The sequence below is a fragment of the Kitasatospora sp. NPDC038210 genome (assembly GCF_055600605.1).
Window position 1 is genome coordinate 222,410 of the sequence record NZ_JBVJYK010000011.1, and the last position, 24,752, is coordinate 247,161.

The following is a 24,752-nucleotide window of genomic DNA, read 5'->3' on the forward strand; positions in this document are numbered from 1 at the left end:
CCGGAGGGAGCAACATTCGCTGTGGTGTGGATCACGATCGAAAATACGATCTGACGAACCGTCAATTCGACTGACCGGTCGTCACACTGGTTTCGCTGAGCCCGAGTTGCTATCTGATGCAACGTCAGATTCACGCTCCTCCGGCCGAGTTGGCCACACACGTCCTCCTGCAGCGCCGAAGATACGGAGCTACCATCGGTCAGGTTGTCCGCTCCGGCCCCGGAGTGGGGTCACCCGGTTACGGCGAGTGGTCCCACCGCCCCCAAGGGCCGGGCATCGATCGGAACGGGGCGAGGACGAGGACGAGGAGCGCACGGGCTGCCATGACAGCTGAACCGAGCCGGCCGAACGAACCCAGCCGACCGCTGCAGACCGCACGGCCGCCGCGCGCCCTGTTCCCGGGCCGCCCGGCCGCCGCGCCGCGCACCCTGGTGGACGTCCTGGACGCCACCGTGCGCGCCCACCCGGACGAGCCGGCCCTGGACGACGGCCGTGCCGTGCTCAGCTACCGCGCGCTGGCCGCCGAGGTCGAGCAGCTGCGCCGCCGCCTGGCCGCCGCCGGGATCGCCCCCGGCGACCGGGTCGGCGTGCGGGTGCCCTCCGGCACCAACGACCTGTACGTCGCGATCCTCGCGGTGCTCGCCGCCGGGGCCGCCTACGTGCCGGTCGACGCGGAGGACCCGGACGAGCGCGCCGAGCTGGTCTTCGGCGAGGCCGGTGTCGCCGCCGTGCTGGGCGCCGACCGTGCCCTCGCCACCACGGCCGAGCGCGCGCCCGCCGCCGGACGCCGCCCCACCCCCGCCGACGACGCCTGGATCATCTTCACCTCCGGCTCCACCGGCAAGCCCAAGGGCGTCGCCGTCAGCCACCGCAACGCCGCCGCCTTCGTCGACGCCGAGGCCGCGCTCTTCCTCCGGGACGAGCCGATCGGCCCCGGCGACCGGGTGATGGCCGGCCTGTCGGTGGCCTTCGACGCCTCCTGCGAGGAGATGTGGCTGGCCTGGCGGCACGGCGCCTGCCTGGTGCCCGTGCCCCGCTCGCAGGTGCGCAGCGGCGCCGACCTCGGCCCCTGGCTGGCCGAGCAGGAGATCACCGTGGTCTCCACCGTCCCGACCCTGGCCGCGCTGTGGCCGGCCGAGGCGCTGAACGAGGTGCGGCTGCTGATCTTCGGCGGCGAGGCCTGCCCGCCCGAGCTGGTGCAGCGCCTGGTCACCGAGGGCCGCGAGGTGTGGAACACCTACGGCCCCACCGAGGCCACCGTGGTCGCCTGCGCCGCGCTGCTCACCGGCGAGGGTCCGGTGCGCATCGGCCTCCCGCTGGACGGCTGGGACCTCGCCGTGGTGGACGAGGCCGGCGAGCCGGTCGCCCCCGGCGGCACCGGGCAGCTGGTGATCGGCGGGATCGGCCTCGCCCGCTACCTCGACCCGGAGAAGGACGCCGAGAAGTACGCCCCGCTGCCCTCGCTGGGCTGGGAGCGCGCCTACCGCAGCGGCGACCTGGTCCAGGCCGACCCGGCCGGCCTGCTGTTCCTCGGCCGCACCGACGAGCAGATCAAGCTGGGCGGGCGCCGCATCGAGCTCGGCGAGGTCGACGCGGCCCTGCAGGCCCTGCCCGGCGTGGCGGGCGCGGCCGCCGCCGTACGGACCGCGCGCGGCGGCAACCAGCTGCTGGTCGGCTACCTGGTGGTCCAGGACGGCTTCGACCGCGAGCAGGCCGTCGAGCGGCTGCGCGCCGAGCTGCCGGCCGCCCTCGTCCCGCTGCTCGCCACCGTCGAGACCCTGCCCACCCGGACCTCCGGCAAGGTGGACCGGGCCGCCCTGCCCTGGCCGCTGCCCGACCTGGAGACCGCCGGCCCCGGCGAGCAGCTGTACGGCACCGAGGCGTGGCTGGCCGAGCAGTGGTCCGAGATCCTCGGCATCAAGGTCGGCGGCGCGCGCGACGACTTCTTCGCGATCGGCGGCGGCAGCCTGGCCGCCGCCCGGCTGACCACCCTGCTGCGCACCCGCTACCCGAGCGCGGCCGTCCTCGACATCTACCAGAACCCGACGCTGCGCAAGCTCGCCCGGCACCTGGAGCGCACCGCCGCCGACAGCGCCGAGGCCCGCACCGTCACCCTGGTGCCGACCCGGGCCAAGCTGCTGCAGCTGCTCCTGCTGATCCCGCTGTTCACGGTGGTCGGCCTGCGCTGGACGGTCGCCCTGCTGGCCGCCGGGAACCTGCTCACGCACCTCGGGGACTACCCGTGGGCGCCCACCGCCTCCTGGTGGTGGGTCGGCGCGGGCGCGCTGGCCCTGTACACCCCGGCGGGGCGGCTCGCGGTCTCGGCGGGCGGCGCCCGGCTGCTGCTGCGCGGCCTGCGCCCCGGCAGCCACCCGCGCGGCGGCGCCGTCCACCTGCGGCTCTGGGCCGCCGAGCGGCTCGCCGAGCTGAGCGGCGCCACCTCGCTGTCCGGCGCCTGGCTGGTGCGCTACGCCCGCGCGCTGGGCTGCAAGGTCGCGTCCGACGTCGACCTGCACTCGCTGCCGCCCGTCACCGGGATGCTCAAGCTGGGCCGCGGCTGCGCGGTCGAGGCCGAGGTGGACCTGTGCGGCTACTGGCTGGACGGCGACCGGCTGCTGATCGGCCAGGTCAAGGTCGGCTCCGGCGCCGTGGTCGGCACCCGTTCGACGCTGCTGCCCGGTGCCCGGATCGGCAAGCGAGCCCAGGTGGTGGCCGGCTCCAGCGTCACCGGCCAGGTGCCGACCGGCCAGCGCTGGGGCGGCGCGCCCGCCGCCAAGCTGGGCCGCGCCGAGCGCACCTGGCCCAAGGAGCGCCCGCCCCGCCGGGCCCGCTGGGCCGCTCTGTACGGCGCCAGCGGTGCCGTGCTCGGCCTGCTCCCGGCACTGCCCGCCCTGGCCGGCCTCGCCGTGATCTCCCGCTTCGTCCACGAGGGCGACGCGCTCGGCCCGGCGCTCGGCGGCGCACTGCTCGGCCTGCTCCCCGCGACCCTCGCGTACGGCGCGGTGTACGCGGGGCAGCTGCTGGCGCTGGTCCGGCTGCTCAGCATCGGCCTGGTGCCCGGCACCCACCCGTTGCACGGGCGGGTCGGCTGGCAGGCCTGGACGGTCACCCAGCTGATGGACCGGGCCCGTGAGGTGCTGTTCCCGCTGTACGCCGGGCTGGTCACACCGCTGTGGCTGCGGGCGCTCGGGATGCGGATCGGCCGACACGCCGAGGTCTCGACGGTGCTGGCGCTGCCCAGCCTGACCACGGTCGGCGACGGCGCGTTCCTGGCCGACGACACCCTGATCGCCCCGTACGAGCTGGGCGGCGGCTGGGTGCGGCTCGGCGAGGCGAAGGTCGGCGAGCGGGCCTTCCTCGGCAACTCGGGGATGACCGCGCCGGGCCGTTCGGTGCCCAAGCGCGGCCTGGTGGGCGTGCTGTCGGCGACCCCGGCCAAGGCGAAGAAGGGCGGCTCGTACCTGGGCATGCCCCCGATGCGGCTGCCCCGCTCGGCGGACCAGGCCGACCAGAGCCTGACCTACGAGCCGCCGGCCCGGCTGCTGTGGGCGCGCGGGCTGGTCGAGGTGGCCCGGGTCGTGCCGGTGCTGGCCTCGGGGGCGCTCGGCCTGCTGACGGTGGCGGCGCTGTCCTGGCTTGCGGCGGGCTCGCCCCTGACCGCGGCGCTGCTGTCGGGCCTGGTGCTGCTGGGCGCCGGTGCGGTGGCCTGTGTGGTCGCGGTGGTCGCGAAGTGGCTGCTGGTCGGGCGGTTCCGGGCGGTGGAGCACCCGCTGTGGAGCGGATTCGTGTGGCGCAACGAGCTGGCGGACACCTTCGTGGAGATGCTGGCGGTGCCCTGGCTGGTCGGCGCGGTGCCGGGCACGCCGGTGCTGAACCTGTGGCTGCGCGGGCTCGGCGCGAAGGTCGGCCGCGGCGTCTGGTGCGAGAGCTACTGGCTGCCGGAGGCGGACCTGGTCACCCTCGGCGACGGTGTCAGCATCAACCGGGGCTGCGTCGTCCAGACCCACCTCTTCCACGACCGGATCATGCGGATGGATACTGTGGTCCTCCGCGAGGGCGCCACCCTGGGCCCGGGCGGTATCGTGCTGCCCGGCAGCACGGTGGGCGCGCGCAGCACGCTGGGCCCGGCCTCGCTGGTGATGCGTGCCGAGTCCGTCCCCGCCGACACGCGGTGGCTGGGCAACCCCATCGAGGTGTGGCAGACCACGTCATGAACGCCTCGACGACCACCCGTCCCGGCCCGCAGGAAGCGCACGTCCCCGTGAAGTCCAAGCACGCCCCCGCGGCCGCCGGCGCCCCGGACCCGTACTTCCCGAACAGCGGCGACCACCGCTACCGGGTGCACCGCTACGAGCTGACGCTGGACTACCGGCCCGGCCCCAACCGGCTGGCCGGCTCGGCCCGGCTGAGCGCGGTCGCGGACACCGCCCTGGCGGAGTTCGCGCTCGACCTGGCCGACTTCCGGATCGGGCGGGTGCTGGTCGACGGCCGGGCCGGCCGCTACACCCACCGGGCCGGCAAGCTCCGCATCCGCCCGGCGAAGCCGCTCGCGGCGGGCGCCGCGTTCACCGTCGAGGTGCACTACACCGGCAACCCCCGCCCGGTGCGCAGCCCGTGGGGCGGCCTGGGCTGGGAGGAGCTGACCGAGGGCGCGCTGGTGGCCAGCCAGCCGGTCGGCGCGCCGTCCTGGTTCCCGTGCAACGACCGGCCGGCCGACAAGGCGACCTACCAGATCGCGGTGACCACGCCGTCCCCGTTCACCGTGGTGGCGAGCGGCCGGCTGCTGACCCGCACCACCCGGGCGTCCAGCACGACCTGGGTGTACGAGCAGAGCGCGCCGACCTCGACGTACCTGGTGACGGTGTCGATCGGCCACTACCGGGCGGTGCCGCTGGCCGCCCGGCCGGCCGTGCCGCAGACCGGGCACGTGCCGGAGCGGCTGGCCGACGGGTTCGCCCGGGACTTCGCCCGGCAGCCCGAGATGCTGAGCTACTTCGGGCAGGTCTTCGGGCCGTACCCGTTCGGCGAGTACGCGGTCGTCCTCGCCGACGAGGAACTGGACGTCCCGGTGGAGGCGCAGGGCGTCGCCACCTTCGGCACCAACCACCTCGGCGGCGGCTGGGAGCGCGAGCGGCTGATCGCGCACGAGCTGGCCCACCAGTGGTTCGGCAACAGCGTCACGATCGCCGACTGGCGGCACATCTGGCTCAACGAGGGCTTCGCCAAGTACGCGGAGTGGCTCTGGTCCGAGCACGCCGGCGGCCCGGCCGCGGCCACCCGCGCGGCCGTCGCGCACACGCTGCTGGGCGGACAGCCGCAGGACCTGATCCTCGGCGACCCGACCCGGAAGCTGATGTTCGACGACCGGCTGTACCAGCGCGGCGGTCTCGTCGTGCACGCGCTGCGGCGCACGCTGGGCGACGACGCGTTCTTCGCGATGCTGCGCGACTGGACGAGCCTCAACCGGCACGGCGTGGTGAACACGGCCGACCTGCGGGCGCACGCCTCCCGGTACACCACCACCCCGCTCGGCCCGCTCTTCGAGGCCTGGCTGGAACGGCCGGAACTGCCGCCGCTGCCGGGCTGAGCCCGCGTCGGGGCGGGGCGGTCACCCGGTCGGGGGTGCGACCCGTCCGGTCGGGGGTGCGGCTCCTCCGGTCGGGGGTGCGGCTCCTCCGGTCGGGGGCACGGCTGGTCCGGGTCGGGGGCGCTGCCCGTGCGGTCGGGGGCACGGCTGGTCCGGTCGGAGGCGCGGTATATCCGGTCGGCGGCACGGCCGGACTGGGCTACTGTCCGTCCAATGTCGACGACATTCGAAGACCACATGACCGACCTGCCCGCCGAGCTGCTGCCGGTCACCCGCCGCGCCCTGCTGCACCGGGTCGCCGTGGCCCAGGCCGAGGGGCGCGCGCCCGCCGTGGTCGCCGGGGTGGTGCGGGACGGGCAGCCGGTGTGGAGCGGCGCCCGCAGCATGATCGACGGGCACGCGCCCACCCCCGACGTCCAGTTCCGGATCGGCTCGCTCACCAAGACCTTCGTCGCCGTGCTGGTGCTGCGGCTGCGCGACGAGGGGCTGCTCGACCTCGCCGACCCGCTCTCCCGCCACCTGCCCGGCACCGCGGCCGACGACGCGACCGTCGCCCAGCTGCTCTCGCACTCCTCGGGCCTCGCCGCCGAGACCCCCGGCCCGTGGTGGGAGCGGACCGAGGGCTCGCTGCGCCCCGGCCTGGCCGACCTGCTGGAGGCCGAACGCCCGCTGAAGCACCCGGCCGGCCGCCTCCTCCACTACTCCAACCCCGGCTACGCGCTGCTCGGCGCACTGGTGGAGAAGCTGCGCGGCGAGCCCTGGGGCGAGGTGCTGCGCCGCGAGGTGCTGGCCCCGCTCGGCATGGACCGCACCACGCTGCTGCCCGAGCACCCGCACGCCGGGGGCTTCGCCGTCCATCCGTGGGCCGACGTCATGCGGCCCGAACCGCTCACCGACACCGGCCTGATGGGCCCGGCCGGCCAACTCTGGTCCACCGGCGCCGACCTGGCCCGCTGGGCGGCCTTCCTCGCCTCGGGCGACGACGAGGTGCTCGCCACCGGGACGCTCGCCGAGATGCGCCGCCCCGTCGTCGCCCCGCTCGACGACGGGTGGACCACCGCCTTCGGCCTCGGCCTGCAACTGCACCGCCACGAGGGCCGGTTGCTGTACGGGCACTCCGGCTCGATGCCCGGGTTCACGGCGGGCCTCTGGGTCAGCGCGGCCGACGGACTGGCCGCGTACGCCCTCGCCAACGCCACCAGCGGCCCCAGCACCCCTTTGCTGGCCGCCCAGTTGATCGCGCTCACCGCCGAACACGAGCCCCGGCTGCCCGAACCCTGGCGGCCGCTGCCCGAGGTCGACCAGGAGCTGCTGGCGCTCACCGGCCCCTGGTACTGGGGCGCCGCCCCGAACGTCCTGCGGCTGCGGCCCGGCGGCGTCCTGGAGCTCACCCAGCTCGCGGGCGGCACCCGCGGCTCGCGCTTCCGGCCCGAGCCGGACGGCACCTGGACCGGCCTGGACAACTACTACGCGGGCGAGACCCTGCGGGTGGTCCGGCGCTCCGACGGCACGGTCAGCCACCTCGACGTCGGCTCCTTCGTCTACACCCGCGAGCCGTACGGCCCGGCCGACGCCGTCCCGGGCGGCGCCGAGCCGGAGGGCTGGCAGGCGATGTGAGCGGGATGCCTGCGGGCACCGGGTGAGCGGGATGCCCTGCGGCATCGGGTGAGCAGGGTGGGCCGGCCCTGGCCCCCGGGGTGAGCGGGGTGACGACGGGGGTGCCCGGGGTGACCGGGTCCGCGGGGGCGTACGTGGCAGCCGTACGCCCCCGTTGTCCACCCCCTGCGGGCGAGCGCCCGGTGCCGAGCAGGTGACCGGCGGGCCACGGGTGGTCCCATTCAACAGGTGCACATCTGCGCTCCCCCGGGCCGCAACGTGGATGCCAACCGACTCGGAGAGACATACCGGGACCGGTTCGCGTCCATGCCCAACCACCTGCGGACCGGGACGGTGCCCTGGTGATCCTCGGCACCGCCGATCGTGCTGCCCTGGAGGGTCCGCCATGACCACCGTCCCCACGTACGCTCCGTCCGCAGTAGCCCCCACTCACGACGCCCCGGCGGTCCCCACCCCCCGCCGCCGGCCCGCCCCGGCCGTGGCCACCGCCACCACCGCCACCACCTACACGGTTTCCCTCGCCCGCGACGAGGACGACGTGCGCGCCGCCCAGCGGCTGCGCCACCAGGTGTTCGGCGCCGAGCTGGGCGCCGTCCTGCACAGCCCGGTGGCGGGCCTGGACGTCGACCCGTTCGACGAGTACTGCGACCACCTCCTGGTCCGCGAGGGCGAGCAGGGCACCGTCGTCGGCACCTACCGGCTGCTGCGCCCCGAGGCGGCCCGGCGGGCCGGACGGCTGTACTCCGAGGGCGAGTTCGACCTGTCCGCCCTGGCGCAGGTCCGCCCCGGCCTGGTCGAGCTCGGGCGCTCCTGCATCCACCCGGACCACCGGGGCAACGGCGCCGTCATCAACCTGATGTGGGGCGGCATCGCCCGCTACCTGGCCGACACCGGCAACACCTGGGTCGGCGGCTGCTGCTCGATCGGCCTCGACGACGGCGGCGCCACCGCGGCCCGGGTCTGGGACACCGTCAGCGCCAAGCACCTGGCCCCCGCCGAGTACCGGGTCGCCCCGCACCGCCGCTGGGACTCCACCGGTGTGCCGCGCGCCGAGCGGGGAGCCCTGCCGGCCCTGCTCCGCGGTTACCTGCGGCTCGGCGCCTGGGTCTGCGGGGAGCCCGCGTACGACCCGGACTTCGACTGCGCCGACCTGTACGTGCTGCTCTCGCTGGAGCGCACCGACCCGCGCTACCTGCGGCACTTCCTCGCCGGAACGCCCGGCACGGGCACCGCGTCATGAGCGTCTGGCTGCCCACGGCGACCTGCCGGCCCGAGACCTGCTTGGCCGACCCCTCGCCGGAGGTCTCCCACGCCCGGCGGGTGCTGCGACTGACGGCCTGTCTGGCGGTGGTCGTGGCGGGGGTGGCGCTCAGCCTGCCGGTCCGCCTCCTCCCCCGCGGCGGGCGGGAGCAGCTGATCCGGCTCTGGGCCCACGTCGTGCTGCGCACGCTCGGGGTGACCGTCCACCTCGCCGGGCCCGGCACCGGCGCCGGGCCCGCTTCCGGGTCCGGGTACGGGTGGTCCGGGAGCGCCGGTCCCGACGGCAGGGACGGGAGCGCCGCGCCCGGTGACGGGGACGGGGGCGGCGGCGGGGGCGGGGTGCTCGTGGTGGCCAACCACGTGTCCTGGCTGGACATCCCGCTGCTGGCCGCCGGACGGCCCGGCCGGTCGCTGGCCAAGGCCGAGGTCCGGCGGTGGCCGGTGCTCGGCCCGCTGGTCGCATGGGGCGGCACCGTGTTCCTGGACCGCGACCGGCTGCGGACGCTGCCGCAGACCGTCACCGCGGTGGCCGAGGTGCTGCGCGCCGGCCACCCGGTGATCGTCTTCCCGGAGGGCTCGACCTGGTGCGGACGGGAGAGCGGTCGCTTCCGGCCCGCGCTGTTCCAGGCCGCGGTGGAGGCCGGCGCCTGCGTCCAGCCGGTGACCATCCGCTACCGGCTGGCGGACGGGCGGCCCACCAGCATCCCCGCCTTCATCGGGGACGACGGGCTGCTCACCTCGCTCTCGCGGGTGGTCGCGGCGCGCGGGCTGGTCGCCGACGTGACCTTCCTGCCGCCGATCCCGCCGCCCGCCCCGCGGCCCGCCCGCTCGGGCGCCCGCCGCGACCTGGCCCGCGCGGCACAGGCGGCGGTCGAGGGGATCCACTGACCGGCCGCCACGACGGCGGCCGGTCAGGCCCGGTGGGCCCCGGCCCCGTGGGCCTCGGCCGAACCCGCCGAGGCCGGCGACTCCGCCGGGTTCGTCGGCTCCGCCGAGTCCGCCGGCTGCGGGCGCCGGGCGGCGAGGGCACCGCCCGGGCCAACCGGTCGGGCCCGGCCGAGCAGTACGGCGACCAGGACGGCGGTGACGGCGAGCGCTGCCGCGCCGCAGAGCACGGCGAGGTGGATGCCGTCGATGAACGCACCGTCCACCGCGTCCCGGACCGGGCCGGAAAGGAGAGCCGACTGCGCCGACGCCCCGGGGCCGCCGGCGCCGTGCAGCGCGCCGGCGGGCGCGTCCGCGATCGGGCCCACCGCCTCCGGCGGGACGCCGAGTCGCTGCAGGGCGGCCGTCAGGGAGTCCGTCAACCGGTTGGTCAGCACGGCGCCCAGCACGGCGATCCCGAGGACACCGCCGAGCTCCCGCAGCGTGTTGACGGTCGCCGAGGCCATCCCCGCCTGCGCCGGGGAGACCCGCATCATCACCGCGATCGACACCGGGGTGAAGGTCAGCCCCATTCCGAGGCCCATCGCGAACAGCGTCCACAGGTACTGCGGGTAGCGGGCGTGGTCGCCGTACAGCGCCAGGCCGCCGAGGCCGGCCGCGCACAGGGCGAGGCCGAGCACCAGCGGCGGCCGGGGGCCGTACCGCGCGGTCAGCCGGCCGGACAGCGGCGCGGCGACCACCAGCATCGCGGTCATCGGCAGCCCGGCGTAGCCGGCCGCGGCCGGGGACCACCCGAGGGTGCCCTGCATCATCAGCGGCAGGAAGAACAGCGCGCCGAACATCCCGAAACTGACCGTGAATCCGCTGAGCAGCGCGCCACCCAGTGCCCCGTCACGGAACAGCCGTAGCTCCAGCATCGGCTCGGCGAGGCGCAGTTCGAGCACCAGGAAGGCGATCAGCAGGACGGCGGACGCGGCGCCGCAGCCGAGCACCCGGGCATCGGTCCAGCCCCGGGACGGCCCTTCGACCAGCGCGTAGACCAGCAGCGCCAGGCCGGTGGCGGACAGCGCGAGGCCGCCGAGGTCGATCCGGCGCGGTCGCGGCGGGATGTCCGGCAGGACGCGCACCGCGAGCAGCAGGCCGGCCGCTCCGATCGGCACGTTGATCCAGAACACGCTGGCCCAGCCGAGGTGCTCGACCATCGGGCCGCCGACCACCGGGCCGACCGAGAGGCCGAGTGCGGAGACCCCGGACCAGGTGGCGATGGCCCCCGCCCGCTCGCGCTCGTCGGTGAAGACGTGCCGCAGCAGGGCGAGGCTGCCGGGGGTGAGCAGCGCCGCCCCGAAGCCCTGGAGCATCCGGGCGCCGACCAGCACACCGATCGTCCCGGCGAGGGCGGCGAGGGCCGAGCCCGCCGTGAACAGGGCGAGGCCGAGGCGGAACACCCGGGTGCGGCCGTACCGGTCGCCGAGCGCGCCACCGGTCAGCACGAGGGCCGCGTAGACCAGGCTGTAGCCCTCGGCGATCCACTGCAGGCCGCTGATCCCGGTGTCCAGGTCCTGCCCGATGCGGGGCAGGGCGTTGTTGACGATGACGTTGTCCAGCATGGACATGAACATGGTGACGCAGAGCGTGAGCAGCGCGAGCCGCCTCCGGCGGGCGCTGGACCCATCCATGGATTCCCTCCCGAGCAAGAGCCCCTAACACCGTTAGGGGCTGGTTCGACAACCACAGATTGCCCCTAACGGTGTTAGATTGCAAGTGGGACATCCACGACGGCACGGGAGGCGTCCGCACGGCCATGACCGAGAACGACACGACCACGCACGGGAGCGGCGAGACCGGACCGGCGAACGACTCCGCCCCGGAGAAGAGCCCCGGGACGCCCGCCCTGACCCGGGAGGTCCTCGCCCAGGCGGCCCTGCGCGTCCTGGAACGGGACGGTCTCGCCGGGCTGTCGATGCGCAAGGTCGCCGCCGAGGTCGGCGTCAAGGCGGCCTCGCTGTACTGGCACGTGCGCAACAAGGAAGAGCTGCTCGACCTGCTCAACGACGCGATCATGGCCTCGGCCGAGCCCCCGCCGCGCGAGGGCGACTGGCGCGTGCAGCTCCGCGGCTACTGCTGGCGTCACCGGCAGCTCCTGCACGACAACCGGGACGCCGCGAAGGTCGTCGCCGGCCGCCTCGCCCCCGGCCCCCACCTGTTCGGGCTGCTGGAGGACCAGCTGGACCGGCTGCGGGAGGCCGGGTTCTCCGATGCGCACGCCGCCCTGACGACCTACCTGCTGAGCTCGTTCGTCCAGGGGTTCGTCCTGCAGGAGCAGTCGCCGATCTCGGCCGCCGAGGCCGGCGGCGCCAGCCGGCTCGACGCCGTCACCGCCGTTCGCGACCGCTTCCTCGCCCTGCCCGTGGAGGTCTTCCCCAACCTGGTCGAGCTGGCCGGAGACCTCACCGAGCCCGACCTCGACGTCCGGTTCGAGTTCTGCGTGGAGCGCATCCTCGACGGCCTCGCGACGCTGCTGCCGCCGGAACGGCGCTGACCGGACGGGGCCGGCCCGGGTCGAACCGGGCCGGGGCGGGCCGCAGCGGGCCGGGCCGGGTGCACGGGCCCGGCCCGATGCTTCCGACCGCCCCACCCGTACCGGGGCTGCGGGGTAGGCTCGCCGGGCGCCCGCCCGTACGACCACGGAGGAGTCACCGATGCCCGGCCCGTACCCGCTCTACGAACCGTACGCCCAGGGCCTGTTGGACGTCGGCGACGGACAGCGGATGCACTGGAACGCCTCCGGCGACCCGACCGGGACCCCGGCCGCGGTGGTGCACGGCGGGCCCGGATCCGGCCACAACCCGCGCGCCCGGCGGTACTTCGACCCGGAGCGCTACCACGTCGTCCAGTTCGACCAGCGCGGCTGCGGGCAGAGCCTGCCGCACGCCGCCGATCCGTCGACCGGGATGGAGCACAACACCACCGGTCACCTGATCGCCGACATGGAGCGGCTGCGAGCGCACCTCGGCATCGACAAGTGGCTGCTGTACGGCGGCTCCTGGGGCTCGACGCTGATCCTCGCGTACGCCCAGGCCCACCCGGACCGGGTCTCCGGGATCGTGCTCTGCGGGGTCACCACGACCGACGCCGACGAACTCGACTGGCTCTACCGGGGCGTCAGCCGGCTGATCCCCGGCCCCTGGGAGGAGTTCCGGGACTTCCTGCCCGCCGCCGACCGGGACGGCGACCTCCTCGCCGCCTACAGCCGACTGCTCGACAGCCCCGACGAGACGGTCCGACGGGCCGCCGCCAACGCCTGGGCCGCCTGGGAGGACGCGGTCATCTCGCACGAGGCGCTGGGCAAGCCGAACGCGTACTCCGACCGCCCCTCCGACGCCCTGATGGCCTTCACCCGGATCACCGCGCACTACTTCGCGCGCGGGGCCTTCCTGGAGGACGGACAACTGCTGCGCGACGCCGGGCGGCTGGCCGGGATCCCGGCCGAACTGATCCACGGCCGGCTGGACCTCGGCGCACCGCTCGGCATCGCCTGGAAGCTCGCCAAGGCCTGGCCCGACGCCCGCCTGACCGTCGTCGACGAGTCCGGGCACACCGGGAGCCCGCGGATGACGGAAGCGGTCCTGGCCGCGATCGAGCGCTTCGCCTGAGCCACCGGGACCCGGCCGGCGGGCCGCGATCCGCGAGGGCGCGGCCGACCCGTTCGTCCCAAGTGGCCCATACCAATGACCCCCTACGATACGACGCATGATCGCCTACGCCCCGGCCGCCCTGTTCTTCCTGTTGTTCGGAGTCGGGGTGCTGCGCGACCGCCGCCGGTTCAGCAACGCCGTCCTCCTCGGCATCGCCGTCTCGCTCCTCTCGCTCGCCCTGCTCACCGAACTCCGCAGAGCACCCAGCCTGGTGGTGGAGGGCGTGGCGGCCGCGATCATCCTGCTGCCGGCCTTCGGCACCGTGGCCCTGGTCTGGTTCCTGATCGCCAACGGGATGACCATGATCCGCAAGGAGGGCCGGCGGCCCGCCAACCTGCTGTCGCTGCTCGCCGGGCTGGGCATCATCGCCGTCACCCTGCTGCTGCTCGCCGCCCTCGCCACCGGCTCCCGGCGGCTCGCCGTCCTGGCGGGCACCGCCGTCCTGGTGGTGCTCTACGTCTCGTTCCTGTTCGTCTGCTTCGTCGGCTACGCCTTCCTGTACAGCCGTCACCGACCGCGCCGGAACGTCGACTTCGTGGTCGTCCTCGGCTCCGGGCTGATCGACGGCGAGCGCGTCCCCCCGCTGCTGGCCAGCCGGCTGAACCGGGGCCGCGAGGCGTACGAGAAGCAGGCCGCGCGGGGCAACCCGCCGGTGCTGATCACCTCGGGCGGCCAGGGACCGGACGAGAAGCTGCCGGAGGCCCACGCGATGGCCGACTACCTGACCGAACGCGGCTTCCCGGCCGAGCACATCGAACGGGAGGACCGCTCGCGCACCACCGAGGAGAACCTGCTCCTCAGCAAGGCCGTCATGGAGCGGGCCAAGCCCGACTACCGGTGCGTCGTGGTCACCAACAACTTCCACGCCTTCCGGGCGGCGCTGCTCGCCCGCAAGACCGGCGTCAACGGGCACGTCCTCGGTTCGCCCACCGCCCGGTACTACTGGCCGACCGCGACCATCCGCGAGTTCGCGGCGGTGTTCCTCGCACACAAGCTCGTCAACTTCGGGATCTGCGGCCTCCTCGCGCTCTGCGGGGTGCTCGCGGCGCTCTGAGCCGGCCCGGCTCCGGGTTCCGGGTTCCGGGTTCCGGGTTCCGGGTTCCGCCGGGGTACGTAGGGCTTCGTCGGGGTTCGTGGGGCTCCGTGACGGTTCGTGGGCTCCGTGGGGCTCCGTCGGGCTCCGCCGACTTGTGCCCCGGCTGCTTCTGCGGCCGGGGCACGGCCGTCCCACCGGATGCTCGCCCGCTCCTCGGACCCGTCAGACCGCCGGACGGGGGGCCAGGACGGCGCACGTGGTGGTGGCGTGCGCGTAGAGCTTGCCGTTCTCCGTGCCGATCACCCGGGCTTCGGCGGTCGCCATCGTCCGGCCCAGGTGCAGCACCTCGGCCTCGCAGCGCACGGGCGCCGAGTCCGCGAACAGCGGCCGCAGCATGTGCACGTTCAGCTGGGTGGTCGTGTAACCCAGCCCGGCGGGCAGCTTGCTCAGCACGGCGCAGCCGAGTGCCGAGTCGAGAAGGGTGGCCAGGTAGCCGCCGTGCACGGTGTTCATCGGGTTGTGCAGGTGGTCGCCGAAGTGGCCCTCGAACACGGCCGTTCCCGGCTTCACCTCGGTGAGGTGGAAGCCCATGGTGCTGCAGATCGAGGGCTCCGGGATCCGCCCGGCGATCCACTCCAGCAGGATCTCCTCTCCGGTCAGGTGGGAGTACTCGGCGATCGGCGGGCCGGCCGTCCAGGTGTGGGTCCGGGTGCGCAGCTCCTGGCCGTCCGGGCGCTGCTGCTCGTCGGAGTCGATCTCGGAAGTCGTCATGAGATCAACCTGCCCGGTTCGGTGATCCGTCTCAAGTGCCTTCCGGTGTACGGCGGGTCGACCTCCGTTCGACCCGCGCCCGGCGCGGTGGCCGGACCATGGCGGATCGCGCCATGCGCGGGCGGCGGACCTCGGGTGACCACCACATGGCTCCGGGGGGCGCGGCGCGCCACGCTGCACGGGATCCGCCCCCGCTCCTCCCCCACCCAGGAGTCCCCCATGCCCCTGCGCCCCTTCGCCACCGCGCTGCTGGCCGTTGCCGCAGTCGCGGTCCCCACCGCCGCGCCCGCCGGCGCCTCCACCTCCACCACCGCGACCACGACCACGACCACGACCGCCGCCGCCGCCGCCGCCGTGAGCGGGACGTTCCAGCAGGTCACCGGGTTCGGTCCGAACCCGGGCAACCTGGCGATGTACACCTACACCCCCGCTGCGCTGCCCACCGGCGCGCCCCTGGTGGTCGCCCTGCACGGCTGTGTGCAGAGCGCCACCGACTACTACCGCGACTCCGGCTGGACCACGTTCGCCGACCGGTACGGCTTCGCCGTGGTGTTCCCGCAGACGGGCAGCGCCAACAACAGCCTGTCCTGCTTCAGCTGGTTCGACGCGGGCAAGGACTCCCGGGGCGTCGGCGAGGCCGAGTCGGTGGTCGAGATGGTCACCAAGGCCGAGGCCCTGTACGGCTCGGACGCCCGGCGGGTGTTCGTGACCGGGCTCTCCGCGGGCGGCGGGATGACCGCCGACCTGCTGGCCGACTACCCCGACGTGTTCGCCGGCGGGGCGGTCGACTCCGGTCTGCCCGCCCACTGCGCCACCACCCAGGGCGCCGCCTCGGGCTGCCAGAACAGCGACCAGGGGCTCACGCCGACGCAGTGGGGTGACAAGGTCCGGGCCGCGTACCCGGGATACACCGGACCGTGGCCCCGGGTGGCGATCTGGCAGGGCAGCGCCGACACCGTCGTCCGGCCGGTGAACGCGACCGAACTGCGCGACCAGTGGACCGACGTCCAGGGCGTCGACTCCCGGCCCACCGGCACCCGGAGCCTCCCGGGCGGCACCAGCCAGGAGCTCTACGCCGACGCGGCCGGACGCCCCGTCGTGGCACTGTTCACGGTCAGCGGGATGGGCCACGGACTGGCCGTCCACCCGGGCTCCGGCGACGACCGGTGCGGGGCGACCGGCGCCTACTTCCTCGACACCATCTGCTCCAGCTACTACACCGCCCAGTTCTGGGGCCTGGACGGCGGCACCGGACCGACCTCCCCCGGCCTGCCCGCCCCGACCGGGTTGACCGCGACCCCGGCCGGGGTGAACTCCATCACCCTCGACTGGCAGACCGTCAGCGGTGCGGCCTCGTACCGGGTCTACCGCGACGGCAGCCAGGTCGGCAGCACGGACGGACCGTCGTTCACCGACACCGGTCTCGCCGCCGGCACGACCTACGGCTACGCCGTGGCGGCGGTCGACGCGACCGGCACGGTGGGCGCCCGATCGACGGCGGTCACCGCGACCACCTCGGGGAGCGCTCCCCGGTGTTTCACTGCGAGCAACTACGCCCAGGTGCTGGCCGGCCGCGCCACCCAGAGCAGCGGCCTGACCTACGCGCTCGGCTCGGGCCAGAGCATGGGCCTCTGGAACATCTTCGTCACCCACACCCTCAAGCAGACCGGCCCCAGCTACTTCGTCCTCGCCGACGGCCAGTGCTGAGCTGACGGCAAGCAACGCGGCACCCACGAACGCCGCGATGCTCTCCGGCCCCGGCTCCGGCCCCGGCCCCGGCTCCGACTCCGACTCCGACTCCGGGGTCATCCCACCCCCTCTCGCGTCCGCAGCCCGGCGAACAGGTCGCTCTCGACCCCGCCCGCCCCGAGGGCCCCGCCTGCCTCGTCCGCTCCGTCTGCCTCGTCGGCTGCGGGCACCAGGCTGCGGGCCAGGTGGTAGTCCTCGGTCGGCCAGACCTCGCGCTCGATGTCCCGGGGGTGGGCCATGAACGCGACTCCCGGGGCGACCTGGGTGGCGTGCGCCAGCAGCGCCGCGTCCCGTACGGCGAACTGCTCGGCGCACGCGATCCGGGTGGTGGTCGCCAGGGCGGGCGGGATGTCTGGCCACTCGGCGAGCAACTCGCCCATGGCCGACGGGACGCCGCGCTGCGTCATGCCGTCGTGCAGCGCCTGGAACCAGGCCCGGGACAGCGCCAGGTGGTAGTAGAGCTTGGAGGCCCGCCAGGGCTCGCCCGCCCCGGGGTAGCGCACCGGGTCGGCGGCGGCCTCGAACGCCGCCACGGTGACCCGGTGGGTCATCACGTGGTCCGGGTGCGGGTACCCGCCGGTCGCGTCGTAGGTGATGACCACGTGCGGACGGAACTCACGGATCAGCGCGACCAGCGGCGCGGCGGCGACGTCGAGCGGTTGGGCGGCGAAGCAGCCCTCGGGCAGCGGCTCGTCCGGCCCCGGCATCCCGGAGTCGACGAAACCGAGGAACTGCTGGCGCACCCCGAGGATCTCCCGGGCGGCCGCCATCTCCTCACGCCGGATCCGGGCGAGGTCGGCCCGGACCTCGGGGCGGTCCATCGCCGGGTTGAGCACCGAGCCGCGCTCACCGCCGGTGCAGGTGGCGACCAGGACCTCCACCCCCTCGGCGGCATAACGGGCGAGGGTGGCCGCGCCCTTGCTCGACTCGTCGTCGGGGTGCGCGTGCACGGTGAGCAGGCGCAGATCGCCGGGGTGCTTGGTGAACACGGGGACCTCCATGGGATCGAGGGGTCGATCAGTCGACCGAAGGACTGTCGGTCCAGGGCGGCCACTCAAGGGCCGCGGACCGGGAAGACGTGACTGACGACCGGTCAGGCATCGGCGTTCTTACGGGTGTTCGGGTAGAGCCAGGCCGGTGCGATCGCCAGCGCGGACAGGGCCAGCACCCACCAGAAGGTCTCCCCGAAGGCCGCGCCCGGTCGCTCCGGATAACCGTGCTGCGCCTGCTGGAGGACCAGCGTCAGCACGGCCGTGCCGAGCGCCCCACCGACCCGGTTCAGCACGTTGACCGCGCCGGCCGCCGCCGGGACCTGGGCCTTCTCGACGCTCCCGTACACCGCCGCCAGGCCGGGGATCGCAATGATCCCCATGCCCGCGCCGCGCAGCGCCAGCGAGCCGGCGATCAGCCAGTGAGCGGGATCGGAGCCGCTTCCCAGCCGGGTGAAGGCGAGCGTGCCGACCAGCGAGCAGGCGATGCCGATCATGATCAGCGGACGGGGCGCGAAGCGGTCGGTTATTCGGGCGGCCAGCATCGCGGTGACCGCCGTACCGAGGGCCTGCGGGGCGAGCAGCAGTCCGGCCTCCACCGCCCCGGCGTGCTGCACCTGCTGGTAGTAGAGCGGCACCAGGAACATCGAGCTGTAGAGCGCGGCGCCCTGCAGGAAGCTGTTCGCCGTGGCCACGGAGAAGCCGCGCCGGGCGAACAGCCGCAGGTCGATCAGCGGCGCCCGGACACCGCCGCGCCCCAGCCGCAGTGCGTACCCGCCGTAGACCGTCACCAGCACGGCCCCCGTGGCGAGGACGGCCCAGCCGACCGACCCGCCGTCACCGATCGTCGAGAACCCGTAGAGCAGTCCGGTCAGGCCGGGCGAGAGCAGCAGCAGGCCGGTCACGTCCAGCCGGGGCTTCGGCGCCTCGGACGCCTCGTCGGCCGGCAGCCAGCGGGCGGCCAGCAGCAGCGTCAGCAACCCGACCGGGATGTTCAGCAGGAACATCCACCGCCAGTCGAGGTGCTCCAGCACCAGCCCGCCGAGGATCGGCCCCAGGACGGGCGCCAAGCTGATCGGGAGCATCAGGGTGCCCATCACGCGCCCGACCCTGGACGGCCCGGCCGCCTGTACGATGATCGCCTGACCGAGCGGTTGGATCATCCCGCCGCCGATCCCCTGCAGCACCCGGAAGGCGATCAGACTGCCCGTCGACCAGGCCAGGCCGCACAGCGCCGATCCGAGGACGAACAGGACGACCGAGGCCAGCCACGCCCGCCGGGCCCCGAACCGGCCGGCGGCCCAGCCCGAGAGCGGCATGGTCAACGAGATCGCCAGCAGGTACCCGGTGGCCACCCACTGCACCGCCGCGATCGAGCTGTGCAGATCGCGGCCGACGGAGTCGATGCCGACGTTCACGATCGTGGCGTCCAGCAGCGCCAGGATCGGGCCCAGCGCGAGTACCGAGGCCATCTTCCACAGGCCCGGCGGAATCGCCTCCGGTTCCGGCGCGCGGACTCCCCCGCGGCCCTTCGCAGTGACGGATGTGGTCATGCGCCCTCCCCTTGGCAGCCCCTTGAGCGAACCGCCCTACGACCCTCCGGAGGTCAATCCGGCGGGCGGTCGCCCCGGCGGTCACCCCGACCGCCCGAGAAGAACTTAGGACGGACACAGTGATTGGGTCAAGCCTAATTCCTGTACCCGACCCAGCGAACTGCGCTAGGCTCCCCGCCATGACCGAGACCGGGACCACGCCGAACCTCCGCGAGCTCAACAAGCGCCGCACCCGCGAGGCGATCTCGCACGCCGCGACCAGGCTCTTCATCGAGCAGGGCTTCGACCGGACGACCATCGCCGAGGTCGCGGCCGCCGCGGGCGTCGCCAAGATGACCGTCACCAACCACTTCCCGCGCAAGGAGGACCTCTTCTTCGACCTGCACGAGGAACTCGTCGGCCGGCTCGCCCGGGCCGTGGCCGAGCGCGCGCCCGGCGAGTCCGCGCTCGCCGCGCTGCGCCGCGACTGCCTGGCCGGGATCGACCGCCACGACGCCCGGCTCGGCTTCTCCGGCCCGGCGTTCGTCCGCACGGTCTTCGACAGCCCGGCCCTGGTCGCCCGGCTGCGCGAGGTGCACGAGCAGAGCGAGACGGCCCTCGCCGAGGCGCTCGCCGAGGCCGTGCACGAGAGACCCGTCGGCTTCGAGAGCCGGGTCGCCGCCGCGCTGCTCGCCGCCGTCGACCGGGCGGTGTTCACCGAGGTGCTGCGTCGCGTCCTGGCCGACGAGGCGCCCGCCGCGATCGCCGCCGCGGTGCGGCCCTCGGCCGTGCAGGCCTACGACCGCCTGGAGGGAGCGCTGGGCGGCTTCGCCGTGCGGGAACCCGGCGGTCCGGCCGGAACGGAGAACCCTTGACGAAAGGTTGACCTGCTCACGGCAGAAGATTGACGATCACCGCCTCTATCGTCGGCCCATGCCCTCACAGCCCATCAGGCCCACCACGCTGCCGGTCCTGCCGTACCGCAAGCCCACCCGGGGCCGTGACTACTGGGTCCTGAACGACGTCCTGCCCGATCCGGACGCCGTCCGTGAGCGCTGCCTGGCCCGCGGCGAGTGGACCGAGGGATACCCGCACCGCCCCGAGACCTGGCCCGGCCTGCGCACCATGCCGGGCCTGGAGCCCGGCGAACTGGCCCGGGTCGAGGCCCTGGTCCGCAAGGCCACCGGCGCCTCCCGGCTCTGGGTGCAGAGCACCCCGGGCGGCGGCACGCTCAACCACAACTGCGTCCAGGTGGTCGGCGCCGGGGAGTCGGAGTCCCGCCCGCACACCGACTCCCGCGCGCTCTGCCGCTACGCCGCCGTGCTCTACCTCAGCCCGGGCGCCCCCAAGGACGCCGGCACCAGCTTCTACCGCCAGCAGTTCCCCGGCGGCCGCCTCGGCGGCAACGTGGTCGACGCCCCGCACAACAACCTCGTCGAGGCGCTCGGCACCCGCCGCGTGCCCGCCGACCACTTCGTCGAGGACGTCCGCGTCCCGAACCGCTACAACCAACTGCTGCTCTACAACGCCAACCTCATCCACAGCGCCACCGGCTACTACGGCAACGAGCTGGCGGAGCGCCGGATGACGGCGGTGTTCTTCTGGATGGCCTGACGGTGTGACGGCCCGACGTCGCCGCGGCCCTGCCGGGCTCGATGGCTCGCCGGCCGTACGCCGCGGCGCACGCCGCCGGGCGGCTCAGGGGGCCCCGACGTGCGCCAGGCTCGCCCGCGTCAGCGCCGCCGCCCACCGGGCCAGGTCCTTCGCCCCGACGAGCGCCGCCAACCCCTCGGGGCTCGTCGGCAGCCCCAGCGTCCGGGCCTCCGCCAGCACCCGCTCGTCGAAGTACGGCCGTAGTGACGGCCAGACCGCCTGCGCCTCGCGCCGGAAGATCCCGGCGCCGACCGGCCCGATCCGGGGGAACTCCTGCAGCAGCTCCCCGATCCGCCCCGACTCGCCGCCGGCCTCCTCCCGCAGCCGCCGCAGGTCACCGTGCCAACGGTCGAGCAGCAGCTCGGCGCCCTTCCCGAGCGCGGTGGCGGTGCTCTCGTCGTACCGCACGTAGTGGGCCCGGCCGAGCGCGGCGATGAGCGTGCCGCGTCGGGCACCGACCATCGCGCGCGGCGTCCGCAGCCCGGCGGCCGACAGCTCGCGCGCCGCCGCCGTCGCGGTGTCGGCGCTGATCCGCACGGAGCACAGCACGGTCAGGACGAGCAGCCGGTAGAGCGGCGAGGGCTTGTCGCGCAGCGTGATCCCGGCCTCCTCCGCGTAGGTGCGGCCGAACCGGTCCAGCAGCTCGGAAACGGTCGTCTCCACGGCCATCGCCTCCTCCCTTCCACGCTTGCCCGGATTCGGACCCTTCGCACCAGGGGACGCTCGCCGCATGGACAAGCACGCAACCGACCGGCCCTCGACCGGCCCCGGCCCGACCGACCACGGCCGCCGGGACCACGACCCGACGAACCACGACCGCCCGGACCACGACGACCAGGACCGGCCCGCCGTGCCGCCGACCGAGACGATCCGCCCCGAGTGGGCCTCGATCGACGAACTGCCCACCGCCGAACTGCTCCGCCTGATGAACGCCGAGGACCGCACGGTCGCCGCCGTCGTCGGGGGGCAGCTGGAGCGGATCACCACCGTTGTCGACGCGGTGTCCGCACGAATGGCGCACGGCGGACGGCTGGTCTACGCCGGGGCGGGAACGGCCGGCCGGCTCGGTGTGCTGGACGCCGCCGAGTGCCCGCCGACCTTCGGCACCGACCCGGCACTCGTCGTCGGCCTGATCGCAGGCGGCCGGACGGCCGTGACCCAGGCCGCCGAGGGCGCCGAGGACCGCCCCGACCTCGCCGAGGCCGACGTGGCCGCGATCGCCCTCACCCCCGCCGACACCCTGGTCGGGATCTCCGCCTCCGGGCGCACGCCGTACGCGGTGGCGGCCGTCCGGGCCGCGCGGGCCGTCGGCGCCCTGACCGTCGGGCTGGCCTGCAACCGCGGCTCGGCGCTGGCGGCCGCCGCCGAGCTGGCCGTCGAGGTGGAGGTGGGCCCCGAGGTGCTGGCCGGCTCGACCCGGCTCAAGGCGGGCACCGCACAGAAACTGGTGCTCAACATGGTGTCGACGGCCGTGATGGTCCGCCTCGGCCGGACGTACGGAAACCTGATGGTCGACCTCCGGGCCACCAACACCAAGCTGCGCGAGCGCGCCCGCCGGATCGTCGCCGAGGCCACCGGAGCCGACGACCGGAGCATCAGCCACGCCCTCGGCGCGACCGACGGGCGGACCAAGGACGCCATCCTGCTCCTGCTCTCCGACGTGGACGCCCCCACCGCGGCCCGGCTCCTCACCACCGCGAACGGCCACCTGCGCGAGGCCCTGAGGGCAGCCCGCGACAGCCGGTCCGTACCGACGCCCTTCCCTCCGGGTGGCCCGGCCTGAACGGAACGGCGGACCCGTACGCCGGCGGCGACGGTGGCTGCTGCTGCGGCGACTGCGCGAACCGGCCGGGTCAGTCCTGGTCCAGCGCGGCCAGCGCGTCGCCGACCAGCCGGGTGGCGAAGTCGTTGCCGTTGCCGGAGATCCGGTTGATGTACTCGGCGAGCAGGACCGCAGTGGCCTCCAGGGGGTTCATCTCGGCCTCCGTCCAGGGGCCGTACTGGGCGCGCCACAGCGTCGGGCTCAGGCCGCTCCCCGCCGCGATGAGCAGCGCGGCCATCGTGGGGACCACCTCCGGACGGAAGGTCCTCGGCATCATCCGCATCGTGGCCACCAGACTGGGCACCACGTGGTCGACCGCGTCCTCGTCGTGCTCCTCGAACGCCGATCGCAGCCATTTCATGTACATGTAGATGAGCGTGCAGACGCCTTCCAGCAACTCCTCGGCCTCCGTGGGGCCGAAGGACGCGACGATCTCGTCGACCATCCGCTGCCGTTCCGGGTCGGTCCCGCTCTTCCCGTCGTGGACGGCTCTGAGCCGGGAGTCGATCACCAGCAGTGCTGCACTCACATCGCCTACGGGAGCGTGTGCGGGGTCGCAGGGCGGCACGGGACTCCTTCTGAAGCATCCGGGTGGTGGTTCCGGCGCGTCCCAGCGTAGGCCGCCGGCCGGACGGCGTCCGGCGCATCGCACCGGACCACCCCTGCGGGTGACGCGCCCGGAACGCCGCCCCGGTGTCCGCAGCAGTGGCGCGCGGTGGACGGGCAGAATCCGACGGATCGTCACGAGGAGGTCCGATGAAGATCCCCGGCCCCGAACCCCGGCCGGACGGCGGGGTGGGCGCCATCGCGCGGGCGGGCGGGCTGCACGCCTACCAGCTGTGGCTGCACGCCGAGTTCGGACCGGTCGCGCGCTTCCAGCTGCCCGGTGCCGGGACGGCCGTGTCGATCGCCGACCCGGTGCTGCTGGAGGCCACGGCCCACCTCGACGAGCGGCCGGAGCGGCTCTTCTCCTTCCTGGACCCGTTGTTCGAGGCGGGAAACCTCCAGGTGCTCCCGGCCGAGGAGCACACCCCGTGGCGCCGGCTGCTGCTCACGGTCCTGGCCGGACGGCCCTCGCACGAACGGCACTTCGCCCGTTTCGCGGCCCTGGCGACCGGACTCGCCGACCGCTGGGCCGCCCTGCCCACCGGCGGGCCCGTCGAACTCCAACGGGAACTCACCGGGCTCTCCCTCCGGATGATCTGCGGATACGCCGTGGGCGGTGAGGTCGAGGACCCGGACGCCGTGGTCGAGGCCTTCGAAGTGGTGCTCACCGACTACCTGGAGCGTCTCTACCTGCTCCCGCCGGAGCAGACCGCGGACCGCCGCGCCGACCGGAGCGCACAGGCGCTCGCCCGACTGCGGGCGACGGTCGACCGGGTGATCGCGGCGCACCGTCCGGGCCGCCCCGGCGACCGCAGCGACCTGATCGGCGCCCTCGTCGAGGCCGGCGAACGCCCCGCGCGGATCCGCGACACCGTCCTCGCGATGATGCTGGCCGCCCACCACACCACGGGCGTGGCCGTCTCCTGGACCCTGCACCTGCTCGGCGCGCACCCGCAGGAGACCGGGCGCGTCACCGAGGAGCTCGATCGCGTGCTCGGTGACCGCGCGGCGCCGGACCACGCCGACCTGCGGCGCCTGCCGTACCTCGGCATGGTCCTCCGGGAATCGCTCCGCCGCTACCCGCCCGGCCCGTACGGCGCCCGGCGGACCAGCGGACCACTGGCCGTCGGCGGGTACCTGATCCCCGCCGGGGCGGTCGTCTTCTACCCGTTCTGGGCCGTCCACCTGAACCCCGCGTACTGGCCCGAGCCGGAACGGTTCCGGCCGGAGCGCTTCACCCCGGAGGAGTCGGCCGGCCGCCCCCGGCTGGCGTGGATCCCGTTCGGCCTGGGCCCGCGCGGCTGCGAGGGGGCCGGACTGGCCACCGTCGAGGCGCTGTTGCTGCTTGCCGTCCTGCTCAAGCGCTTCCGCTTCCGGCCCGTGCCCGGCCACCCGGTGGTCCCGATCGAGCGGTTCGTCCTCCGGGCCGCCGACGACATCCGCATGCTGGTGAGCCCGCGGGCGGCGTAGTCTCCGGCCCCTGTACCGCCGCGCCGACCCCACTCCACGGCCAGCCACTCCACGGCCACCCCGCACCGCGGCTACGGCGC

At 74.5% G+C, this 24,752-nt stretch carries 19 protein-coding genes; 13 read left to right on the forward strand and 6 right to left on the reverse strand.

The genetic code is table 11. The features are described from left to right. Positions 1 to 323: 323 nt before the first annotated feature. The 5 genes from ACZ7KX_RS23245 (at position 324) to ACZ7KX_RS23265 (ending at position 9,352) form a co-directional block, all read left to right on the forward strand. Positions 324 to 4,214 (forward strand): Pls/PosA family non-ribosomal peptide synthetase, encoded by a 3,891-nt coding sequence (locus tag ACZ7KX_RS23245; RefSeq protein ID WP_470328122.1) that lies wholly within the window; start codon positions 324 to 326, stop codon positions 4,212 to 4,214. Then, positions 4,196 to 5,587 (forward strand): M1 family metallopeptidase, encoded by a 1,392-nt coding sequence (locus ACZ7KX_RS23250; RefSeq protein ID WP_470328123.1) that lies wholly within the window; start codon positions 4,196 to 4,198, stop codon positions 5,585 to 5,587. The genes ACZ7KX_RS23245 and ACZ7KX_RS23250 overlap by 19 nt, the downstream gene beginning before the upstream one ends. Positions 5,588 to 5,800: 213 nt before the next feature. After that, entirely contained in the window at positions 5,801 to 7,204 is a 1,404-nt protein-coding gene (locus tag ACZ7KX_RS23255; protein WP_470328124.1) for a serine hydrolase domain-containing protein, read from the forward strand. Between the two features lie 385 nt (positions 7,205 to 7,589). Next, positions 7,590 to 8,444 carry a GNAT family N-acetyltransferase gene (locus ACZ7KX_RS23260; RefSeq protein WP_470328125.1) on the forward strand — a complete coding sequence of 285 codons (855 nt, stop codon included), beginning with the start codon at positions 7,590 to 7,592 and terminating at the stop codon, positions 8,442 to 8,444. Then, on the forward strand, positions 8,441 to 9,352 hold the full coding sequence (locus tag ACZ7KX_RS23265) for a lysophospholipid acyltransferase family protein (RefSeq protein ID WP_470328126.1): 912 nt from the start codon (positions 8,441 to 8,443) through the stop codon (positions 9,350 to 9,352). The genes ACZ7KX_RS23260 and ACZ7KX_RS23265 overlap by 4 nt, the downstream gene beginning before the upstream one ends. Before the next feature lie 23 nt (positions 9,353 to 9,375). Here ACZ7KX_RS23265 and ACZ7KX_RS23270 read toward each other — a convergent pair whose 3' ends face one another. Continuing rightward, positions 9,376 to 11,025: an MFS transporter gene (locus ACZ7KX_RS23270; protein ID WP_470328127.1), complete on the reverse strand. Its 1,650-nt coding sequence runs from the start codon at positions 11,023 to 11,025 to the stop codon at positions 9,376 to 9,378. Positions 11,026 to 11,150: 125 nt separating this feature from the next. On the opposite strand from ACZ7KX_RS23270, the gene ACZ7KX_RS23275 reads away from it, so the two are divergent. The 3 genes from ACZ7KX_RS23275 to ACZ7KX_RS23285 all read left to right on the forward strand — a co-directional run bounded on the left by ACZ7KX_RS23275 (position 11,151) and on the right by ACZ7KX_RS23285 (position 14,098). Continuing rightward, positions 11,151 to 11,888 carry a TetR/AcrR family transcriptional regulator gene (locus tag ACZ7KX_RS23275; RefSeq protein ID WP_470328128.1) on the forward strand — a complete coding sequence of 246 codons (738 nt, stop codon included), beginning with the start codon at positions 11,151 to 11,153 and terminating at the stop codon, positions 11,886 to 11,888. Positions 11,889 to 12,048: 160 nt separating this feature from the next. After that, complete coding sequence (pip, locus tag ACZ7KX_RS23280) at positions 12,049 to 13,002, forward strand: prolyl aminopeptidase (protein WP_470328129.1); 954 nt, start codon at positions 12,049 to 12,051, stop codon at positions 13,000 to 13,002. A gap of 97 nt (positions 13,003 to 13,099) precedes the next feature. Next, on the forward strand, positions 13,100 to 14,098 hold the full coding sequence (locus tag ACZ7KX_RS23285) for a YdcF family protein (RefSeq protein ID WP_350520294.1): 999 nt from the start codon (positions 13,100 to 13,102) through the stop codon (positions 14,096 to 14,098). Positions 14,099 to 14,302: 204 nt separating this feature from the next. On the opposite strand, the gene ACZ7KX_RS23290 is transcribed toward ACZ7KX_RS23285, so the two are convergent. Beyond that, on the reverse strand, positions 14,303 to 14,851 hold the full coding sequence (locus tag ACZ7KX_RS23290) for a PaaI family thioesterase (RefSeq protein WP_350520295.1): 549 nt from the start codon (positions 14,849 to 14,851) through the stop codon (positions 14,303 to 14,305). A gap of 219 nt (positions 14,852 to 15,070) precedes the next feature. On the opposite strand from ACZ7KX_RS23290, the gene ACZ7KX_RS23295 reads away from it, so the two are divergent. Next, a complete protein-coding gene (locus tag ACZ7KX_RS23295; RefSeq protein WP_470328130.1) occupies positions 15,071 to 16,558 on the forward strand; it encodes an extracellular catalytic domain type 1 short-chain-length polyhydroxyalkanoate depolymerase in 1,488 nt (495 codons plus the stop codon). A 98-nt stretch (positions 16,559 to 16,656) separates the two neighbouring features. Here the strand turns inward: ACZ7KX_RS23295 and mca are convergent, their stop codons facing one another. Both mca and ACZ7KX_RS23305 read right to left on the reverse strand, forming a co-directional pair. Beyond that, on the reverse strand, positions 16,657 to 17,589 hold the full coding sequence (gene mca, locus ACZ7KX_RS23300) for a mycothiol conjugate amidase Mca (protein ID WP_470328131.1): 933 nt from the start codon (positions 17,587 to 17,589) through the stop codon (positions 16,657 to 16,659). Between the two features lie 104 nt (positions 17,590 to 17,693). Beyond that, positions 17,694 to 19,142 carry an MDR family MFS transporter gene (locus ACZ7KX_RS23305; protein WP_470328132.1) on the reverse strand — a complete coding sequence of 483 codons (1,449 nt, stop codon included), beginning with the start codon at positions 19,140 to 19,142 and terminating at the stop codon, positions 17,694 to 17,696. A gap of 179 nt (positions 19,143 to 19,321) precedes the next feature. Here ACZ7KX_RS23305 and ACZ7KX_RS23310 point away from each other — a divergent pair, with 179 nt between their 5' ends. Both ACZ7KX_RS23310 and ACZ7KX_RS23315 read left to right on the forward strand, forming a co-directional pair. After that, a complete protein-coding gene (locus ACZ7KX_RS23310) occupies positions 19,322 to 19,996 on the forward strand; it encodes a TetR/AcrR family transcriptional regulator (protein ID WP_396546641.1) in 675 nt (224 codons plus the stop codon). Between the two features lie 58 nt (positions 19,997 to 20,054). Further along, on the forward strand, positions 20,055 to 20,735 hold the full coding sequence (locus ACZ7KX_RS23315) for a DUF6445 family protein (protein WP_470328133.1): 681 nt from the start codon (positions 20,055 to 20,057) through the stop codon (positions 20,733 to 20,735). Between the two features lie 84 nt (positions 20,736 to 20,819). On the opposite strand, the gene ACZ7KX_RS23320 is transcribed toward ACZ7KX_RS23315, so the two are convergent. Then, positions 20,820 to 21,443 carry an endonuclease gene (locus ACZ7KX_RS23320; protein WP_470328134.1) on the reverse strand — a complete coding sequence of 208 codons (624 nt, stop codon included), beginning with the start codon at positions 21,441 to 21,443 and terminating at the stop codon, positions 20,820 to 20,822. A gap of 61 nt (positions 21,444 to 21,504) precedes the next feature. On the opposite strand from ACZ7KX_RS23320, the gene murQ reads away from it, so the two are divergent. Further along, on the forward strand, positions 21,505 to 22,557 hold the full coding sequence (murQ, locus tag ACZ7KX_RS23325; protein WP_470328135.1) for an N-acetylmuramic acid 6-phosphate etherase: 1,053 nt from the start codon (positions 21,505 to 21,507) through the stop codon (positions 22,555 to 22,557). Positions 22,558 to 22,627: 70 nt separating this feature from the next. Here the strand turns inward: murQ and ACZ7KX_RS23330 are convergent, their stop codons facing one another. Then, complete coding sequence (locus tag ACZ7KX_RS23330) at positions 22,628 to 23,125, reverse strand: hypothetical protein (RefSeq protein WP_470328136.1); 498 nt, start codon at positions 23,123 to 23,125, stop codon at positions 22,628 to 22,630. Between the two features lie 227 nt (positions 23,126 to 23,352). Between ACZ7KX_RS23330 and ACZ7KX_RS23335 the strand changes: the two genes are divergently transcribed. Continuing rightward, a complete protein-coding gene (locus ACZ7KX_RS23335; RefSeq protein ID WP_470328137.1) occupies positions 23,353 to 24,672 on the forward strand; it encodes a cytochrome P450 in 1,320 nt (439 codons plus the stop codon). Positions 24,673 to 24,752 lie beyond the last annotated feature (80 nt).

Bases quoted from the DNA above. Each gene is read 5' to 3' on its own strand.
- ACZ7KX_RS23245 (WP_470328122.1), top strand. From the start codon at position 324: ATGACAGCTGAACCGAGCCGGCCGAACGAACCCAGCCGACCGCTGCAG.
- ACZ7KX_RS23255 (WP_470328124.1), top strand. From the start codon at position 5,801: ATGTCGACGACATTCGAAGACCACATGACCGACCTGCCCGCCGAGCTG.
- ACZ7KX_RS23260 (WP_470328125.1), top strand. From the start codon at position 7,590: ATGACCACCGTCCCCACGTACGCTCCGTCCGCAGTAGCCCCCACTCAC.
- ACZ7KX_RS23265 (WP_470328126.1), top strand. From the start codon at position 8,441: ATGAGCGTCTGGCTGCCCACGGCGACCTGCCGGCCCGAGACCTGCTTG.
- ACZ7KX_RS23270 (WP_470328127.1), bottom strand. From the start codon at position 11,025: ATGGATGGGTCCAGCGCCCGCCGGAGGCGGCTCGCGCTGCTCACGCTC.
- ACZ7KX_RS23275 (WP_470328128.1), top strand. From the start codon at position 11,151: ATGACCGAGAACGACACGACCACGCACGGGAGCGGCGAGACCGGACCG.
- pip (WP_470328129.1), top strand. From the start codon at position 12,049: ATGCCCGGCCCGTACCCGCTCTACGAACCGTACGCCCAGGGCCTGTTG.
- ACZ7KX_RS23285 (WP_350520294.1), top strand. From the start codon at position 13,100: ATGATCGCCTACGCCCCGGCCGCCCTGTTCTTCCTGTTGTTCGGAGTC.
- ACZ7KX_RS23290 (WP_350520295.1), bottom strand. From the start codon at position 14,851: ATGACGACTTCCGAGATCGACTCCGACGAGCAGCAGCGCCCGGACGGC.
- ACZ7KX_RS23295 (WP_470328130.1), top strand. From the start codon at position 15,071: ATGCCCCTGCGCCCCTTCGCCACCGCGCTGCTGGCCGTTGCCGCAGTC.
- ACZ7KX_RS23305 (WP_470328132.1), bottom strand. From the start codon at position 19,142: ATGACCACATCCGTCACTGCGAAGGGCCGCGGGGGAGTCCGCGCGCCG.
- ACZ7KX_RS23310 (WP_396546641.1), top strand. From the start codon at position 19,322: ATGACCGAGACCGGGACCACGCCGAACCTCCGCGAGCTCAACAAGCGC.
- ACZ7KX_RS23315 (WP_470328133.1), top strand. From the start codon at position 20,055: ATGCCCTCACAGCCCATCAGGCCCACCACGCTGCCGGTCCTGCCGTAC.
- ACZ7KX_RS23320 (WP_470328134.1), bottom strand. From the start codon at position 21,443: ATGGCCGTGGAGACGACCGTTTCCGAGCTGCTGGACCGGTTCGGCCGC.
- murQ (WP_470328135.1), top strand. From the start codon at position 21,505: ATGGACAAGCACGCAACCGACCGGCCCTCGACCGGCCCCGGCCCGACC.
- ACZ7KX_RS23335 (WP_470328137.1), top strand. From the start codon at position 23,353: ATGAAGATCCCCGGCCCCGAACCCCGGCCGGACGGCGGGGTGGGCGCC.